The sequence below is a fragment of the Rhodococcus sp. EPR-157 genome (assembly GCF_001647195.1).
Taxonomy (GTDB): Bacteria; Actinomycetota; Actinomycetes; order Mycobacteriales; family Mycobacteriaceae; genus Rhodococcoides.
Map to the genome: position 1 here is coordinate 14568 of NZ_LVCV01000069.1, position 15802 is coordinate 30369.

Here is a 15802-nt window from a genome sequence, read left to right on the forward strand (position 1 = left end):
GCGATTGCAGACTCGTTCGATTACAGAGTTTTCGGCGTAATGGTCTTCTTGTTGGCGATCACCGGATGCCCGGGCCGAGTTCCTGCTTCCCGCCGACGAAGTTCCTCGTGGGGCACACCGTTGCGTAGCTGGCTGAGCAGGTAGTCGGGGTCGATGTTGACGCCGATCGGGTTCTTCGCGAATTCCTCGGTGAAGAAGAACGCAGCGGTGTTCTCGGCGTCGAAGTTCTCGACCTGGAACTCGAGGCGGATCCCGTCCGGATCCTCGTAGTAGAGCGAGATCGTGGGCCCGTGGTTGATTGACCACACCGGGAGGATGCCCAGACGCTTGAGCCGTACGTAGTTCTCGAGAAGCCGTTCGAGCGAGACGAAGGTCAACGCGATGTGGTCGATCCCGTACGCCTTGCGCCGGAACTTGGCCAAAGGGAAGAGGAACCTCACTGGCGTGGGCACCGCGACGATCGCCAAACGATGTGACTCGTCGTCCCAGGTCAAGAATGTGATCTGCTCGTCCTGATACGCAATCTCGGCACCGAACACCATGCCGTACCACCGCACCATCTCCTCTGTACGGGCGGACTTCACCACCCAGTGAGCGATGTAGTCGGGTCCGACTCGACCCGATCCGCGGCTCTGCTCGTCCTGCGTCGTACTCATCGAACGACCTCTCCTCGGCAACGCTGATGTGACCGACGCTACGACGGGTTTGACTGTTAGTCAAGATATTGATTTAGCAGTCAAACAAGTAGTCGGATGGTGCGCTAGTGTCGGATCGGTGACGACCAACGCATCCCCCGGTGCCGAGCGGTCCCGCCGCGCCCGCCCACGGCGCGATCGTCGTCAGGCCTTGATCGACGCGGCGATCGAGCTACTGGCCGAGGGCAACACCGCCGACATCAGTGCAGCGGCGATCTCGCGTCGAGCAGGGGTGGCCCACGGGTTGCTGTTCTACTACTTCACCGACAAACAAGGCTTGGTGGCAGCAGCCCTGGCCGACGTGCTGACCAAATTGGCCGAATCTCAGGAGCCTGAAGACGGTGAGCTCTCCGCCAGAGCCCGCATCGAAGGTTTCGTGCGCCGCCACATCGAGTTTCTCGAGCGCCATCGCGCCCTGTACATACGCGTCGTCCGCGAAGGCGAACTCGGCGATTCTCTCGTCGAGGATGCCGTCCGAGAAGCCCGTGCCGACGGCGCACGGCAGGTCGCGGCATTGGCAGGTCTCCAGGATCCCTTGTCCCCGCTGCAAGGTGCGGCAATCTCGGGCTGGACCGGATTCCTCGATCGGACGGCAGATGCGTACTTCGATACTCCCGGCCTCGAACTCGACGAAGTGATCGAGCTGGCGGTGGACACCTTCGAAGCGGTCGTCGATGCATCGACACCTCGGAACCGCCTCTGACGTGGCGAAACAGGCGTATTGTCAGATTTCCTGCCGAAAGGAAGTCGACCATGTTGCCTGTGCGTTCCGTGAACCGTTGCGAAGCAGGACATTCGGCAAAATTCCGTTCCCGTTCCCGTTCGCGGTTGTTCGTTTCTGCCTTCATGTCCGGCGTGCTGGTGCTCGCTGCGTGTGGATCGGGCGACTCGACGACATCAGGGGATTTGCCCGACGACACACTCGCAGTGGTGAACTCTGCGCCTTTCGCTCACGGATCGTGGCACTGGAACGCCGTCGAGCTCGGCAGCGGCGACACCCTTTATGCGAGCAACGAGAACACGCTCAACTTTCTCGGCTCTACGACCAAACTGTTCAGCACAGGTACGTATCTCGACGAATTCGGCGCGGATTCGACGCTCGAAACACCGGTCTATTCCGTCGGCGCGCGCGAGGGCTCTACTCTCACGGGCGACCTGGTGCTCGTCGGCGCCGGCGACTTCATCTTGGGCAGTCGGGGTGTGCTCGACGGGGACTTGCAGTACGTCGATCCCGATGACCACATCTATGCCTACGCGATCCCGACCTCGAGGCCGGTCGAAGCCGATCCACTCGCCGGACTCGACAAGCTGGCCAAGGACGTTGTCGCAAAGGGGATCACATCCATCGAAGGCGATGTGCTCGTCGACGACAGGCTGTGGGATCCGTTCGAAACCAAAGAAGGCGTCGTGACCTCGATCATGGTCAACGACAACCTGCTCGACATTGTGGTCGATCCTGGCACGAATGCGGGCGATCCGATCGCCATGACCACGCGCCCACAGACCGGTTTCTACGAGGTGGTCAACGAGGCTGTGACCAGCGCGGCCGGGAGCGCATCCACGGCGACGGCCACACTCGGAGCCGGAAACCGCGTCGTGGTGAGCGGCAACGTACCCGTCGACTCCAAGCAACTCGATTTGACCGTCTTCGCTCCCGACCCCGCGACCTACGCCCGAGCGCTGTTCATCGAGGCGCTCCGACGCGCGGGCGTCACGATCGACACCCCACTGGACAACGCCACCGGCACGCTTCCTGCCGACTCCGCGTACACCGACGCAAGCAAAGTCGCCTCGCTCGTATCCCCGCCCACCAGCATCCTCACCAAACTCGTCCTGAAGATCAGCCATAACAGGGGAGCGGAGACACTGCTCTGCCTGCTTGCAGTCAAGGCAGGATCCCGCGAATGCGAAGACGGTCTGACGACGGTGATCGACAAGTTCGCACCGGCCGGCATCGACCCGGGCACGGTGGAGATCTACGACGGCGAAGGGTCCGACCCGGCTTCGGCCACCCCGTCGGCGATGGTTCGCTGGCTCACCTGGATCCACGACCAGCCGTGGGGCGACAAGCTGAAAGAAGGGCTCCCCGACATCAACCACGACGGGAAGATCCTGGTCAAGAGTGGATTGAGCGCGCGTCCCGATGTCGGAGCGATGCAGTCCATGTTCGTCGCCGCCGGGCAGGCCGGGTACATGACGACGGCGAGTGGGAAGGAATTGGTTGTCGCGTTCTACGCGCTCAACGGCGTATACACGACGTTCGCCGACGGGTTGGCTTCCTTCCCCCCGACTGCAAAGGTCCTTACCCAGATTCAGCTCGATAATTGATCGCCTGTAGCCGCGACCGGGCGCTGTCGGAGGAAGCGACGGCTGCGATCGTTCGCGCTTCGTCCTCGAGGTGCTCTGCGTAGCTCCGTCCGAAGGACGCACGCACTAGGCGCCGAGTCTGTCCGCCTGCCGGAAACGCCGACTGTGCAAGTACTTCCGCCAGTTCGTTCGCACGGGACTCGACGTCGTCATCGTCGACGAGATCGGAGATCAAACCCCAGTCGAGGGCTTCGGCTCCCGAGACCACGTGTGCGGCGAGGAGCATCTGCATCGCGCGACGCAATCCGACCACGCGGGGGAGCAGTGTCGAGACTCCGCAATCTGGGGACAAGCCGACCGCCGAATAGGCGGCGGCGAATTTGCTCGACGGCCCAGCCACCACGAAGTCCGCAGCCAACACCAGTCCGAGCCCGGCTCCGGCAGCCGAACCGCGAACAGCTGCAACGACAGTGATCGGTAGCGAGTCGAGCTTCACAAGAGCGCGATGCACTGTGCCGGCGAGGTCAGCCAAGAAAGCGGGAGTGTCCGGTGCCGCGGCCATTCGTTTGACGTCCCCGCCGGCACAGAAGTTCTTCCCGTCCCCAGACAGGACGAGCACGCGGGCGTCGGGTTCTGCTGCAATGGCATCGACTGCAGATTCCAAGGCCGAGGCAAGTTCAGGGTCGAGAGCGTTCGACGCGTCGGGCCGGTTCAGATGTATTCTCGCGATTCCGTTCGCGCCGAAACTGCATCGGATCAAGTCCATGGCCGCGGTCATCGGGGCGCCATCCGAATAGCGCCGTCGAGACGAATGACCTCCCCGTTGAGCATGGGATTCTCGACGATGTGGCGTACCAGGGCGCCGAATTCGGCGGGATCTCCGAGGCGTGACGGGTGCGGAACCTGTGCACCGAGCGACGCTTTCGCGTCCTCGGGCAGTGTTGCGAGCAACGGCGTGGCGAAAATTCCTGGTGCGATCGTCGCTACCCGAATCTGATGTCGGGCGAGTTCGCGGGCGATGGGCAGCGCCATCGAGACGATGCCACCCTTCGATGCCGCGTAGGCCGGTTGTCCGATCTGCCCGTCGAACGCCGCGACGGATGCGGTGTTCACGACGACGCCGCGCTCACCGTCCACGCTGTCGGTCGCTGCGATCCGCTCGGACGCAAGTCTGATCACGTTGAACGTTCCGAACAGGTTGATGCGGACGATACGCTCGAAGTCCTCCATCGGGAGCGGGCCGTTCTTGCCGAGCACCTTTCCGGGAGGGCCCACGCCCGCACAGTTCACGACGACGCGCAGCGGCCCGCGCTCGGCCAGGGCGTCGAGTGCACCGGTGACGTCTTCGGTGGATGTGACGTCTCCGGGTAGGAACGTCACCGACCCCGAGTGTTCATCTTGGACGGATGGTCCGGGGGAACCCGGCAGATCCAGGATTCCGACGTATACTCCTGCATCGATCAAAGCCTGCGTCGTTGCGAGGCCCAGGCCGGATGCTCCGCCGGTGACCAGTGCAACGATAGTGTCGATCTTCATGTTCCTGCTTCCTGTCGTTGATGCCGGTAGCCGAGAACGGCAGTGATACGTGAATCAGCGTGGGTCGACGAAAATGTCGTAGTCGAGTGGTTCGGTTCCGCCATAGGGAGTGAGGTCGGTGATTCCGGCTTCGGTGAGGACGTCGACGTCGACCAGGGTGCGGCCGGTGCGATAGCCCGGTGTGTGCGAGAGCACGGCAGCTGCCGCGTCGGCCATGACCTGGGGGCTGCGCGCATGTGCGGTCGCTTCTTCGCCGCCGAGGAGGTTCTTGACTGCGGCGGTGGCGATGGTGGTTTCGGGCCACAGGCAGTTGCTGGCGATGCCTGCGTCTTTGAATTCTGCGGCGAATCCCAACGCGAGCAGTGTCATTCCGTATTTTCCGAGTGTGTATCCGGGGTGTTTTCCGAGCCAGTTCTCGGACATGTTCAGTGGTGGCGACAGCGTCAGGATGTGACCTGACGCGGACTTCTTCAGGTGCGGCAGGCACGCTTGGGTGAGTGCGAAGGTGCCACGGACGTTGACCTGCTGGATGAGGTCGAACCGCTTGAGCGGTAGGTCTTCGGTGCCGGAGAGGTTGAGGACGCTTGCATTGTTGATGCAAATGTCGATGCCGCCGAAGGTCTCGGCTGCTGTGCGTGCGGCACGTGCGACATCCTCGTCATTGCGGACGTCGCCGACGACACCGACGGCCTGACCGCCCGCAGCTTCGATCTCGGCGACCGCAGTGTGAATGGTGCCGGGTAGTCGAGGGTCGGGGTTGTCGGTCTTCGCCAACAGCACCAGGTTCGCGCCTCCACGTGCCAGTTCGGTTGCGATCGCGAGACCGATGCCGCGGCTGCCGCCTGACATGACTGCGGTGATTCCGTCGAATCGGGTGTTGCTCATGGTGTTTCCTTCGTCAGAGTCGTTCGATGATGGTGGCGTTGGCCATGCCGCCGCCCTCGCACATGGTTTGCAGTCCGTAGCGGCCTCCGGTGGCTTCGAGGTAGGTGAGCATCGACGCCAGCAGTCGCCCGCCCGAGGCGCCCAGGGGGTGGCCGAGCGCGATCGCGCCGCCCGCTGGGTTCAGCCTGTCGGGGTCGGTATCGAAGTGGCTCTGCCACATCAGCGGTACCGGTGCGAAGGCTTCGTTGACCTCGTATGTGTCGATGTCCTCGAGTCGCAGTCCGGAGCGTGCGAGGATCTTCTCGGTCGCCGGGATCGGGCCGGTCAGCATCAGGAGCGGATCGCTGCCGGCGATGGCGAAGCTGTGGAAGCGGGCGCGCGGGGTAAGCCCGAGTGCTGCTGCGGTGTGCTCGCTCATGATCAGTGCTGCTGACGCGCCATCGGTCAGCGGCGAGGAGTTGCCGGCGGTGATGGACCAGTCGATTTCCGGAAACCGGGCGGACATGGCCTGGGACTGGAATACGGGTGTGAGGGCGGCGAGGGAGTCGGGTGTCGTTGCTGGGCGTACGGTCTCGTCCACGCTGACCAGGCCGGTGGGCGTGTGGACCGCCGCGATCTGATCGAACTGCAGACGTTCGGCGGCAGCTGCGGCGAGTCGGTGCGAACGCGCTGCGTAGGCGTCGAGTTGTTCACGATCGAACTTCCAGCGAGCTGCGATGAGTTCTGCGCCTATTCCCTGGGATACGAGGCCGTCGGGGTAGCGGGCAGCGAGGGGTCCGATGGAGGGGTCCTTGTCACCGACGTTGGAGAACATCGGGGCGCGGGACATCGATTCGACTCCGCATGCAATCGCGATGTCGTACATCCCTGAGGCGATTCCTTGTGCGGCGAAGGCGGCGGCCTGCTGGCTCGATCCGCATTGGCGATCGATTGTCGTTGCGGGTACGGAGTCGGGGAACCCCGCTGCCAGTACTGCGGTGCGTCCGATGTTGACGGCTTGTTCACCAGATTGGGTGACGCAGCCGGTGATGACGTCGTCGATCCGTGCTGGATCCAGGTCGTGTTTGTCGACGAGTGTGCGGAGCAAGTCCGCGAGCAGTGTCGCGGGGTGGATTTCGGAGAGGGCGCCGCCTGGCTTGCCCTTGCCCGAGGGTGTTCGGATGACGTCGATGATGACTGCGGTACTCACAACATGCTCCTTGTTCGTTCGATTCTTCGCTTGGCACCGGCATTGTGAGAACTAGCCGGGACTACTCGAAGTGGTTACTGCGATTGCTTCTCGAGTTCGGCTTTGGCGATGGTGCGCAGGTGGACTTCGTCGGGTCCGTCGAAGATGCGCATGGCGCGGTGCCAGCCGTACATCGCGGCGAGGGGTACGTCGTCGCTCATTCCGGCGCCGCCGTGTACTTGGATGGCGCGGTCGATGACGTCGAGTGCAACGCGCGGTACCGATACTTTCGCTGCTGACACGTAGGGTGCGGCTGCCTTGTTGCCGTGTTCGTCGGTGATTTTCGAGGCGTACTGGCAGAGCAAGCGTGCTTGGTCGATAGCGATGCGTGACTCCGCGATCTGGGCTTTGATCACGCCTTGTTCGACGAGTGCCGAACCGAATGCCACTCGAGACTGCGCACGCGAGACCATCAGTGCGAGTGCACGTTCGGCAGCGCCGAGGGCTCGCATGCAGTGATGGATGCGGCCCGGGCCCAGGCGGGCCTGGGCGATGGCGAAGCCTGCGCCTTCTTCACCGAGGATGTTGCTCACCGGGACGCGGACGTTGTCGTAGACGACTTCGCAGTGGCCGTGTTGATCGTATCGGCCGAAGACTGGAACGTCGCGGACGATGGTGACCCCGGGGCTATCGATCGGTACCAGCACCATCGATTGCTGGCGGTGGGACACGGCGTCGGGATCGGTTTTGCCCATGACGATCAGGAGGGTGCAGCGCGGATCGGATGCGCCACTGGTCCACCATTTGCGGCCGTTGATTACGTAGTCGCCGCCCTCACGGTGGATGCGGGTTTGGATGTTGGTGGCATCGGAGCTGGCGACGTCGAGTTCGGTCATCGAGAACGCCGAGCGGATCTGGCCGTCTTTCAACGGCTCGAGCCAGCGGGTCTGTTGTTCCAGCGTTCCGAACAGGTGCAGCAGTTCCATGTTGCCGGTGTCGGGGGCTTGCCCGTTGGTTGCTTCGGGTGCCAGATGCAAACTCCATCCAGTGATTTCGGCGAGGCCGGCGTAGTCGAGTTGGCTGATTCCAGAGTAGGCGGGGAGGAACAGATTCCACAGCCCGCGCGCTCGTGCTTCGTTCTTGAGCGCCTCGACTACGGGGGGTAGCGTGCTGTCGCCTGGACCCGCTGCTGCGCGGTAGCTTTCGTACTCGTGTTCGGCGGGGAAGACGTGGGAATGCATGAAGTCGACGAGCGTGGCGCGTAGTTCGAGCGCTTTCGCCGAGGGTCTGAGGTCGAGCGAAGCTACGTCGACGACGGCAGGCATGGCCGATGTGTTCAGGGCGTGTGTCATAGGTTTCTTCCTGGTGTATCAGCCGGTGAGGCCGGGCACGTGCGATGCGGAGGCGCGTTCGAGAGCGCGACCGAGGAGTGGTTCGACCATGTCGCCGACGTCGGCGAAGTCCTTGCCCTGGGTGTGTCCCTGTGCGTGTCGTGCGTGGATGCCCTGGAGAATCACCGCTATTTTGAAATCGGCGAAGACGAGGTACCAGTCGATGTTCGGTACGTCGATGCCGCGGGTGGTCAGATAGCGCTGTACCAGCTCGTCGCGGGTCGGAAAGCCGGGCAGAGCTGTGGCGCCTGCGGTGATGGGGTTGAAGAATTCGTCCTCGTGATCCCAGAAGGAGCACAGGATGCCGAGGTCGGTGACGGTGTCGCCGAGGGTCGACATCTCCCAGTCGAGTACGCCGAGAATGCAGGTGGGATCGGAGGCGTCGACCATCATGTTGTCGATCTTGAAGTCTCCGTGCACGATTCCCGGATAGCTTCGTGTCGGTAGGGATGCAGTGAGGCGGCGGTGCAGCTCGGCCACTTCGGGTCGCTCGCTGGTGGCCGATGCGTCCCACTGCCGCTGCCAGCGGTGGAGCTGGCGGGTGAGGAAGCCATCGGGGTTCCCCCACTCGCTCAGTCCTACTTCTGCCGGATCGATGGAATGCAGATCTGCGAGGGTTGTCATCATCGAGTCGGCGAGACCGGCGCGTTGGGTTCGGGTGAGCTGGGCTGTGTCGTGTCGGGTGCGCAAAGTGGTTCCGTGAAGTTTGTCCATGACGTAGAACGGTGCGCCGATGACGTTCGGGTCCTGACACAGTCCGGTGGTTCGGGGGACCGGTACCGACGTCCCGGCGAGTGATGACAATGCGCGGTACTCGCGGCCCATGTCGTGGGCGGTAGGGAGAACGTGTCCGTGGGGTGGGCGTCGTAGGATCCAGAAGTTGGAACCGTCGGTGAGCTCGTAGGTCGGGTTCGAGCGTCCACCTGCGATGAGGCGAGCGGTCAATGCGCCTACGGCACAGGTGGTCTCGACTGTGTCGAGCCATTCGCGCACACGCACGCAATCGAGTCCATCCACTGTGGTGGCATTCATACTTCACATCCTTTGCTTCGATGTCGCAGATGGCGGACCGTCGCCATTTCGGCGGTTCACACGTGTGGTCGCACGCAGAAACAGTCGGCGTCAGCGCATCCGCGCTAAGCGGCGACACGGTGTCCGACTTCGTCGAGACACGTTCGGATTTGGACCGGTCAGGAGTCAGAACTCGACTTCGAGGTGATCGCTGATCGGCGTAGCCTGGCACGCCAGAATGTACCCGTCCTCGACATCCTCGGCAGAGAGTGCGGTGACGATGCCGGGTTCGACAGTGCCCGATCGCAATGTGCATGCGCACGAGCCACATTCGCCCTCACGGCAGGAATACGGCGCATCGATCCCCGCGGTGAGCAAAGCATCGATCAGCGTGGATTCGGCCGGCCAGTCCACAGAATGTACTTCGCCGTCCAATTCGACCGACACCGTCGACGACTTCCTGGACGTCGGTGATTCGAGTGACAAAACGAACGGGTCACCGGACAGCGACACGAATTGTTCTATGTGTACATGTTTGTTCGGCAAATTCAGTTGGTGCAAGGTCGATTCCACTGCAGACATGAACGGCCCGGGTCCGCAAATGTACGCGTGTCGGTCGGTGAAGCTCGACGCGTAGTCCCGCAACTGCTCTGCCGAGGGGATGCCGCGATCGGACTCGAGCCAATGTTCGATGCTGAAACGACCACTGTGGCGGGCCTGGAGGTTCGACAGTTCCTCGTCGAATATGACTGATTCGCGATCCCGGTTGGCGTAGAACAGTGCCACGTCGACATTCGAGGCAGCCAGCGCCGACTTCAGGATCGAGATGACAGGAGTGATTCCGCTGCCGCCCGCGAACAGTACGAGATCGTGGTCGAAGGTTGCCGCCGTGAACGTGCCGGTCGGCGGCAGGACCCGGAGCTTGAGTCCGGGCTTGGCGTTGTCGCACAGCCAATTCGATGCATATCCCTCGCGCGTGCGCTTGACGGTGACTTTCAGCTTCGTCTCCGTAGCGGGTGAGCTCGCAAGCGAGTAGCAGCGAGCGACGTACTCGGTCTGCTCGCTCGGTATCCGCAAGGTGAGGAATTGTCCGGGCGTGTAGGTGAAGTCCGTGTCGAACACGATCGAGATGGCATCGGCGGTCTCCTGCACGACGTCGTGAATCTCGACTTCCACGCCCAGGACCCGCGGTTCGACGACAGTCATTCCGCACCTGCCTTCAGCGGAAGAGATCGATGCCATACCTCGCCGAGTATCTTGCCGAGTTCGTCGATTCGCTCACGCTTCGGTGTACTGGTGGGAAGTCCGATGTGGACGTAGGCCAACTGCTCGGTCATGCAGCCGAGTGTCTCGGCGAGCAGTTCGAAATTCTGGTTCTCGACGACACCAGCTTCTGCCAGCCTCTCGAGCCACCGCCTCGTTCGTGCGACATAGTCCGACCGCAGGTTCAGCCACAGCTGCTGGAATCCCTCGTTCGCACTCGCCGCACCGGCTTCACGCAGCAATCGCAGCATGTGTCGGTGGCGTGCATAGGTCTGCAAGTAGGTCGTGTTGACCTCGATGAGCGAGACAAGCTCGCCATGTGCGCGGTCGGGTCGGCCCCGCGAGTTCGACAGTTCTTCCAAAGCCGGTCGTAGGGCCGCGAGGAACACGTCGTCCAGTCCGGTGAAGTGACGGTAGAAGTTGCCCTGTGCAGTGTCGGCTCGGTGAGTGATGTCGGAGATCCGAGTCCGGGTGTACCCGTATTCGGTGAAGCATTCGGTCGCGGCTGCGATGATCTTGTCGCGTGTCTGCTCACCGCGGCGGTTCGCTCGTTTCGGAAGCGCGGCGTTGTTCTCGACCAGCCCGGCGCGCGTGAACTCGGCATCGATTCCCGTGGTATCCACATTTTCGGTCATGTCGGTCAGGCGCTTTCGAGTGGACGGCGGGTTACCGACGCCAGATGGTGGTCGGCGGGGAGCGGATCCGGCAGCCACGTCAACAGCTCCGTCAGGGCCGCGTGCGTCTGGGTGCCTGCTTCGAGTACGTTCCCCTCGTAGATCTTCCCGGACGCACCGTCGACTGTGATCGTCCGCCCCTGCAATGCCGCAACGGTTCCCGGTCCACAGCCGACGACGCACGATAGTCCGATCTCGCGGCAGACGAGCGCTGCGTGAGATGTCGAGCCGCCGACTTCGGTGACGACAGCGACGGATTCGAACATTGCCGGTACGTCGTCGGGTGCGGTCGAGGGACGAACCAACACAACCGATACGCCTTCGGCGGCGAGGTTCTGGGCTTCCTCGGTGTCGGTGACCGCTACACCCGTTGCCGTGCCCGGGCTCGCACCGTTTCCCTGTGCGACCACAGGTGCTCCCGCTGCGATCCCATCGTTGTCTTCGAGTGACCGAACGTGTTCGGTCGTGATCCGTGCCAGGGCTTCGGGTCGAGAAATCACGCCGGCGTGGACCAGATCGACCGCGACCTGTACTGCAGCGGCAGCAGATCGTTTCCCCTTACGGCACTGTAGGACGTAGAGGACGTCACCTTCGATGGTGAACTCGATGTCGACGAGGTCGCGGTGATCCTTCTCCAGCACAGATGCAATCCGCTCGAGCTCGGCGAAGTGGTGCGGCATAGCCTCGCGCAGATGGCTCAGTGGTGACGGTGTCCGTTCACCGGACACCACGTCTTCACCTTGCGCTTGCGCGAGCCACTCGCCGAACAGGACGTTTTCGCCCGAGCTCGGGTTGCGGCTGAACAACACACCGGTACCGGAGCGTTCGTCGCGGTTGCCGAACACCATGGCCTGAATGGTCACTGCGGTTCCCTTGCCTGCACCGAGTCCATGGCGAGAGCGATATGCCGCGACACGCTCGTTGTTCCACGAGTCGAAGACCGCACCGATTGCGTTCCGCAATTGTTCGTACGGGTCGGCGGGAACCGGGCCGACGATGGAGGTGTAGCTCTCACGGAACCGGGTCCATGTGTTCTGCGCCCAGGCTTCGTCCCCGGTGGCGGCGCCGAGTTCGTCGCGGAGCGACTCCGTGAGACCGAGATTGAGAACGGTGTCCATCATCCCCGGCATGCTCTGCGCCGCACCGGACCGCACGGACACGAGTAGCGGGAACGGCCCGACGCCGAACGTGCGGCCAGTTTCGTGTTCGAGGCGCGAGAGGTGCTCGAGCACCTCGGTCCACAGATCGTCGGTCAACGAGCCGTTGTTCTCGTGATACTGCGCGCACAGAGGAGTTGTCAGCGCGAATGCCGGCGGCACACGGAGACCCAGGGCACGCATCTTGTTGACGCTGTACGCCTTACCGCCGAGCAGCTCGCGGCTCCCGGGTTCGGTGCCGTTCAGGTCGACTATCGTCGGAAGGCTCATGGAACGAGTCCTTTCTCGAGGTGAAGGGGATTCGGGATCAGCGCGGCTCGGGTGGCGAACAGTCCACCTTCGACGGGAACGTCGATACCGTTGGTCCAGGAGGCGTCGGGGGAGAGGAAAAATTCGACTACCGCAGCGATTTCGTCGGCGGTTCCGTGCCTTCCGACTGCAGCTGCCGATCTATCGATCGACGCGGCGCCCATGCTTGTCGTGAAGTCGGTCAGAATCGGTGTTTCGGTCGGGCCGGGGCTGACGGATACGACGCCGATACCCCGTGGGATCAGGAATGCAGCCAACGACGATGTCCATTCGAGCACAGCTCGTTTGGAAGTGTCGTAGGCAGCGGGTCCGCCGAGGGGGTGTGCGGCGAGCCACGCATCGAGATCAGCACGATCGGCTACTTCGAGCAGGCTCGCAATATCCGGCAGTTCGAGCGTATTCCGGTGTGCGGCCACGGACGCGACGTTGACGATACGGCCGCCTCGGGACATGGCGTCGAGGCATCGTGTAGTCAGTAGCCTCATGCCGAGTGTGTTGACCGCGAGCACGAGTTCCGGGGGCGCAGTTCCAGGTACACCTGCGACGTTGGCGAGCATGTCGATCTGTGGTGGGAGTTCCAGCGACGCGATCTGCGCGGAATTCGACAGATCGCACAGGACGGTGGGCGCCTCGGGCTCGGGGCACCGGTTGCGGTCCACGGCCCATACTTCGACGCCCGCCTGTAGCGCTCGGCGGACCAGAGCCAATCCGATGCCAGAGGCCGCGCCCGTGACGACGAGCGTCATGCCATCACCGCCGTCACGTCGGTGAATTCGCCCAACCCGAGGGCGCCGAGTTCACGTCCGTAGCCGGATTGTTTGACGCCGCCGAACGGAACCGATGGGCGTTCCCTGGTGCGGATGCCGTTCACTTTCACCTGCCCCACATGTAGTTTCGAGGCAACAACCTTCGCCGTGTCTCGATCACCGGACCAGACCTCCGCCGACAGGCCGAAGTCGCTGTCGTTGGCAATGCGCACGGCGTCGTCGATGTCCCGGTAGGTCTGAAGTACGACGACGGGGCCGAAGATCTCCTCGCGTACAGCGCGCGTGGTCGCGGGCAGATCGGCGACGACGGTCGGAGCCATGAAGCAACCGCTTTCCGGTTTGCCGGTACCGACGACCAAGCGTCCGCCGTCGGCGAGCGCTGATTGCGCGTAGTCGACGACGCGGTCGAGTTGCCGCTTCGATGCCAACGGACCGTGCGTCGTCGCGGGGTCGGAAGGATCGCCGAGAACGAGCGTGGCGGCGACGGCGGCGATTCGTTGTTCGATCTCGCCTGCCGACTGCACGGGTATCACCATGCGCGTCGGTGCATTGCACGCCTGGCCCGAGTTGACGAGCGCACTGCCGAGGGCGCCTGCGATGGCAACGTCGAGGTCGGCGTCGGGCAGGATCACTGCCGGTGATTTGCCCCCGAGTTCCAGCGTCGTGCGCGCGAGTGTGCCAGCTGCGAGTGCGGCGACGGCGCGTCCTGCACCGACACTTCCGGTGAACGACACGTGCGCGATCCCGGGGTGAGCGGCCAAGGCGGATCCGGTGACTTCGCCCGTTCCCTGGACCACGTTGAACGCGCCTCGGGGGAGTCCGGCGTCGAGGAAGATCTGCGCAATGGCCACGGCGTCGAACGGGGTGGCCTCGGATGGCTTGAGTACGACGGTGCAGCCGGCTCCCAGTGCCGCTGAAACTTTTGCGACGATCTGGTGCACCGGCATGTTCCACGGTGTGATGGCAGCGACGACTCCGCTGGCGCGGCGCTGCAGTTGCGCGCCGTCGATGTCCTCGATCCAGGGGAACGATCGCGCGGTGCCGGCTGCGGCCCGCAGTACCGACGCGGGAAGCTGCGACTGCGTCACCGTGGCGAGCCTGATGGGCATGCCCATCTCGCGGGTAACGGTCGACGCAACCTCGGCGGATCGTCGGTCGAGCAGGTCAGCGGCGCGTTCGAGGACTCCGGCGCGTTCGTCCACTGGGGTGCGCGACCATTCCTCGAACGTTCGGGATGCGGCACGGACGGCGAGATCGACTGTCTGTGCGCCGCATTCGTGCGTGGATCCAATGGATTCCCCGGTGAACGGATCGATGACCGTGATGCTCTCGCCGACCTGTGACGGGGTCCCGTCTATGAGGGATGCTGCCTGCTCAGCCATCGATGCGTGTCACTTCCACCGGGAGGGTCTTGATACCTCGGAAGAAATTGCTTCGAAGTCGGCTCACGTCACCGGTGACCTCCATGCGTAGTCCGTGTTCGACGATTCGTGTGAAGAACAGTTTCGCTTCGAGCCGTGCGAGGTTGGCGCCGAGGCACGCGTGTGCGCCCCAGCCGAACCCGAGGTGCTCGTTGGGGAATCGGTCTCCGCGGAATTCCTGTGGATGCTCGAACACTCGGTCGTCACGATTTGCAGAACAGAACCACATGACGACCTTGTCGCCTTTGCGGATCGTCTTACCGTGCATCTCGATATCTCGAGTGGCGGTCCGCCGCATGGAAAGGACAGGCGAGGTCATACGCACCATTTCTTCGACGACAACTCGAATCTTGCCTGGATTCTCGCGCATGTACTGCCACCACTGCGGATTCTCGTGCAGCAACTGGACACCGCCGGAAAGCAGATTGCGGGTAGTTTCGTTGCCGGCCACCATGAGGATCAGGTAATAGGCGTCGAGATAGCCGCGCGCGAGGGGCTGTCCGTCGAGTTCGGCAGCAGTCAAGACGCTGATCAAATCGTCGGCCGGGCACTTCTTGCGCAGTTCCTCGAGTTCACGGAAGTAGCCGAATACCTCGTCGCGGGCTTTCACCGCGGTCTCCGGTCCTTCGGAGTAGTCGGGATCCTCGCTGGCCATTTGATTGGTCCACCTCAGCAGATTCGGGCAGTCCTCGAGCGGAGCACCGAGAAGGCGCCCGATCATCACCAGCGGAAGTTGGGAAGTGATGGACGCGACCAGGTCGACGGTTCCCGCATCGATTGCGTCGTCGAGCAGTGAATCGATCACCGCCGCGATATCCTTCTCGAGAGACTTGATTTTCACCGGGCGCACATGCGGGGTGACGATGCCGCGGAGAGGGCCGTGCTCGGGTGGATCGACATGGTGGATGCTGCGTGCGCCTTCACCCTCTGCGCGTCTGCTGGCGATCTGGGTTCCCTCGGTGACCGAGAAGTCCTCGAATGTGGACGCAACCGTCTTGACGTCCTCGTAGCGGGTGACCGACCAGAATCCAGGACCGTTTGCCTCCTCGTTCCAGTGCAGCGGATCTGCGTCGCGAAGGTGGGAAAAGATCTGGTGGTCGGACCCCTCCGCGAACGGACGAAGGTCCATCAGGTCGACGTCCTCGGTGATCGTCATCGTGTCCTCCCTACAATTCTGGTTTGCGACTCGGGTTTCACTAAACCACACTTTCTCGGTGG

15 protein-coding genes are annotated in these 15802 nt (G+C 63.0%); 2 read left to right on the forward strand and 13 right to left on the reverse strand.

Annotation, left to right across the window (positions count from 1 at the left end; translation table 11 throughout):
* Positions 1 to 20 precede the first annotated feature (20 nt).
* On the reverse strand, positions 21 to 656 hold the full coding sequence (locus A2J03_RS02935; protein ID WP_068369480.1) for a VOC family protein: 636 nt from the start codon (positions 654 to 656) through the stop codon (positions 21 to 23).
* Positions 657 to 774: 118 nt separating this feature from the next.
* Here A2J03_RS02935 and A2J03_RS02940 point away from each other — a divergent pair, with 118 nt between their 5' ends.
* On the forward strand, positions 775 to 1398 hold the full coding sequence (locus tag A2J03_RS02940) for a TetR/AcrR family transcriptional regulator (protein WP_068369481.1): 624 nt from the start codon (positions 775 to 777) through the stop codon (positions 1396 to 1398).
* A 143-nt stretch (positions 1399 to 1541) separates the two neighbouring features.
* The gene (dacB, locus tag A2J03_RS02945) at positions 1542 to 3023 is read left to right on the forward strand and encodes a D-alanyl-D-alanine carboxypeptidase/D-alanyl-D-alanine endopeptidase (RefSeq protein WP_197480600.1); all 1482 of its coding nucleotides are present in this window, start codon (positions 1542 to 1544) and stop codon (positions 3021 to 3023) included.
* Here the strand turns inward: dacB and A2J03_RS02950 are convergent.
* From A2J03_RS02950 to A2J03_RS03005, 12 genes are all read right to left on the reverse strand, one after another.
* Entirely contained in the window at positions 2998 to 3780 is a 783-nt protein-coding gene (locus A2J03_RS02950) for an enoyl-CoA hydratase/isomerase family protein (RefSeq protein ID WP_068369487.1), read from the reverse strand. The two genes, dacB and A2J03_RS02950, sit on opposite strands and share 26 nt — an antisense overlap.
* Positions 3777 to 4538 carry an SDR family NAD(P)-dependent oxidoreductase gene (locus tag A2J03_RS02955; RefSeq protein ID WP_068369490.1) on the reverse strand — a complete coding sequence of 254 codons (762 nt, stop codon included), beginning with the start codon at positions 4536 to 4538 and terminating at the stop codon, positions 3777 to 3779. Before A2J03_RS02955 ends, A2J03_RS02950 begins: the two co-directional genes overlap by 4 nt.
* Positions 4539 to 4592: 54 nt before the next feature.
* Positions 4593 to 5423, reverse strand: coding sequence for an SDR family oxidoreductase (locus tag A2J03_RS02960; RefSeq protein ID WP_068369494.1), 831 nt, complete (start codon positions 5421 to 5423; stop codon positions 4593 to 4595).
* A 13-nt stretch (positions 5424 to 5436) separates the two neighbouring features.
* Positions 5437 to 6612: a thiolase family protein gene (locus tag A2J03_RS02965; protein ID WP_068369496.1), complete on the reverse strand. Its 1176-nt coding sequence runs from the start codon at positions 6610 to 6612 to the stop codon at positions 5437 to 5439.
* A 74-nt stretch (positions 6613 to 6686) separates the two neighbouring features.
* Positions 6687 to 7943: an acyl-CoA dehydrogenase family protein gene (locus tag A2J03_RS02970; protein ID WP_068369499.1), complete on the reverse strand. Its 1257-nt coding sequence runs from the start codon at positions 7941 to 7943 to the stop codon at positions 6687 to 6689.
* A gap of 18 nt (positions 7944 to 7961) precedes the next feature.
* Positions 7962 to 9014, reverse strand: coding sequence for a phosphotransferase family protein (locus tag A2J03_RS02975; protein ID WP_068369500.1), 1053 nt, complete (start codon positions 9012 to 9014; stop codon positions 7962 to 7964).
* A gap of 165 nt (positions 9015 to 9179) precedes the next feature.
* Positions 9180 to 10199: a ferredoxin--NADP reductase gene (locus tag A2J03_RS02980; protein ID WP_068369501.1), complete on the reverse strand. Its 1020-nt coding sequence runs from the start codon at positions 10197 to 10199 to the stop codon at positions 9180 to 9182.
* Positions 10196 to 10891, reverse strand: coding sequence for a TetR/AcrR family transcriptional regulator (locus tag A2J03_RS02985; RefSeq protein ID WP_068369502.1), 696 nt, complete (start codon positions 10889 to 10891; stop codon positions 10196 to 10198). The genes A2J03_RS02980 and A2J03_RS02985 overlap by 4 nt, the downstream gene beginning before the upstream one ends.
* Before the next feature lie 5 nt (positions 10892 to 10896).
* A complete protein-coding gene (locus tag A2J03_RS02990) occupies positions 10897 to 12357 on the reverse strand; it encodes a pyruvate, phosphate dikinase (RefSeq protein WP_068369503.1) in 1461 nt (486 codons plus the stop codon).
* Positions 12354 to 13142 carry an SDR family oxidoreductase gene (locus tag A2J03_RS02995; protein ID WP_068369508.1) on the reverse strand — a complete coding sequence of 263 codons (789 nt, stop codon included), beginning with the start codon at positions 13140 to 13142 and terminating at the stop codon, positions 12354 to 12356. The genes A2J03_RS02990 and A2J03_RS02995 overlap by 4 nt, the downstream gene beginning before the upstream one ends.
* Positions 13139 to 14545 carry an aldehyde dehydrogenase family protein gene (locus A2J03_RS03000; protein ID WP_068369509.1) on the reverse strand — a complete coding sequence of 469 codons (1407 nt, stop codon included), beginning with the start codon at positions 14543 to 14545 and terminating at the stop codon, positions 13139 to 13141. The genes A2J03_RS02995 and A2J03_RS03000 overlap by 4 nt, the downstream gene beginning before the upstream one ends.
* Entirely contained in the window at positions 14538 to 15740 is a 1203-nt protein-coding gene (locus A2J03_RS03005; RefSeq protein WP_068369511.1) for a cytochrome P450, read from the reverse strand. Before A2J03_RS03005 ends, A2J03_RS03000 begins: the two co-directional genes overlap by 8 nt.
* Positions 15741 to 15802 lie beyond the last annotated feature (62 nt).

Bases quoted from the DNA above. Each gene is read 5' to 3' on its own strand.
- A2J03_RS02975 (WP_068369500.1), bottom strand. From the start codon at position 9,014: ATGAATGCCACCACAGTGGATGGACTCGATTGCGTGCGTGTGCGCGAA.
- dacB (WP_197480600.1), top strand. From the start codon at position 1,542: ATGTCCGGCGTGCTGGTGCTCGCTGCGTGTGGATCGGGCGACTCGACG.
- A2J03_RS02995 (WP_068369508.1), bottom strand. From the start codon at position 13,142: ATGACGCTCGTCGTCACGGGCGCGGCCTCTGGCATCGGATTGGCTCTG.
- A2J03_RS02955 (WP_068369490.1), bottom strand. From the start codon at position 4,538: ATGAAGATCGACACTATCGTTGCACTGGTCACCGGCGGAGCATCCGGC.
- A2J03_RS03005 (WP_068369511.1), bottom strand. From the start codon at position 15,740: ATGACGATCACCGAGGACGTCGACCTGATGGACCTTCGTCCGTTCGCG.
- A2J03_RS02970 (WP_068369499.1), bottom strand. From the start codon at position 7,943: ATGACACACGCCCTGAACACATCGGCCATGCCTGCCGTCGTCGACGTA.
- A2J03_RS02990 (WP_068369503.1), bottom strand. From the start codon at position 12,357: ATGAGCCTTCCGACGATAGTCGACCTGAACGGCACCGAACCCGGGAGC.
- A2J03_RS03000 (WP_068369509.1), bottom strand. From the start codon at position 14,545: ATGGCTGAGCAGGCAGCATCCCTCATAGACGGGACCCCGTCACAGGTC.
- A2J03_RS02985 (WP_068369502.1), bottom strand. From the start codon at position 10,891: ATGACCGAAAATGTGGATACCACGGGAATCGATGCCGAGTTCACGCGC.
- A2J03_RS02950 (WP_068369487.1), bottom strand. From the start codon at position 3,780: ATGACCGCGGCCATGGACTTGATCCGATGCAGTTTCGGCGCGAACGGA.
- A2J03_RS02980 (WP_068369501.1), bottom strand. From the start codon at position 10,199: ATGACTGTCGTCGAACCGCGGGTCCTGGGCGTGGAAGTCGAGATTCAC.
- A2J03_RS02960 (WP_068369494.1), bottom strand. From the start codon at position 5,423: ATGAGCAACACCCGATTCGACGGAATCACCGCAGTCATGTCAGGCGGC.
- A2J03_RS02935 (WP_068369480.1), bottom strand. From the start codon at position 656: ATGAGTACGACGCAGGACGAGCAGAGCCGCGGATCGGGTCGAGTCGGA.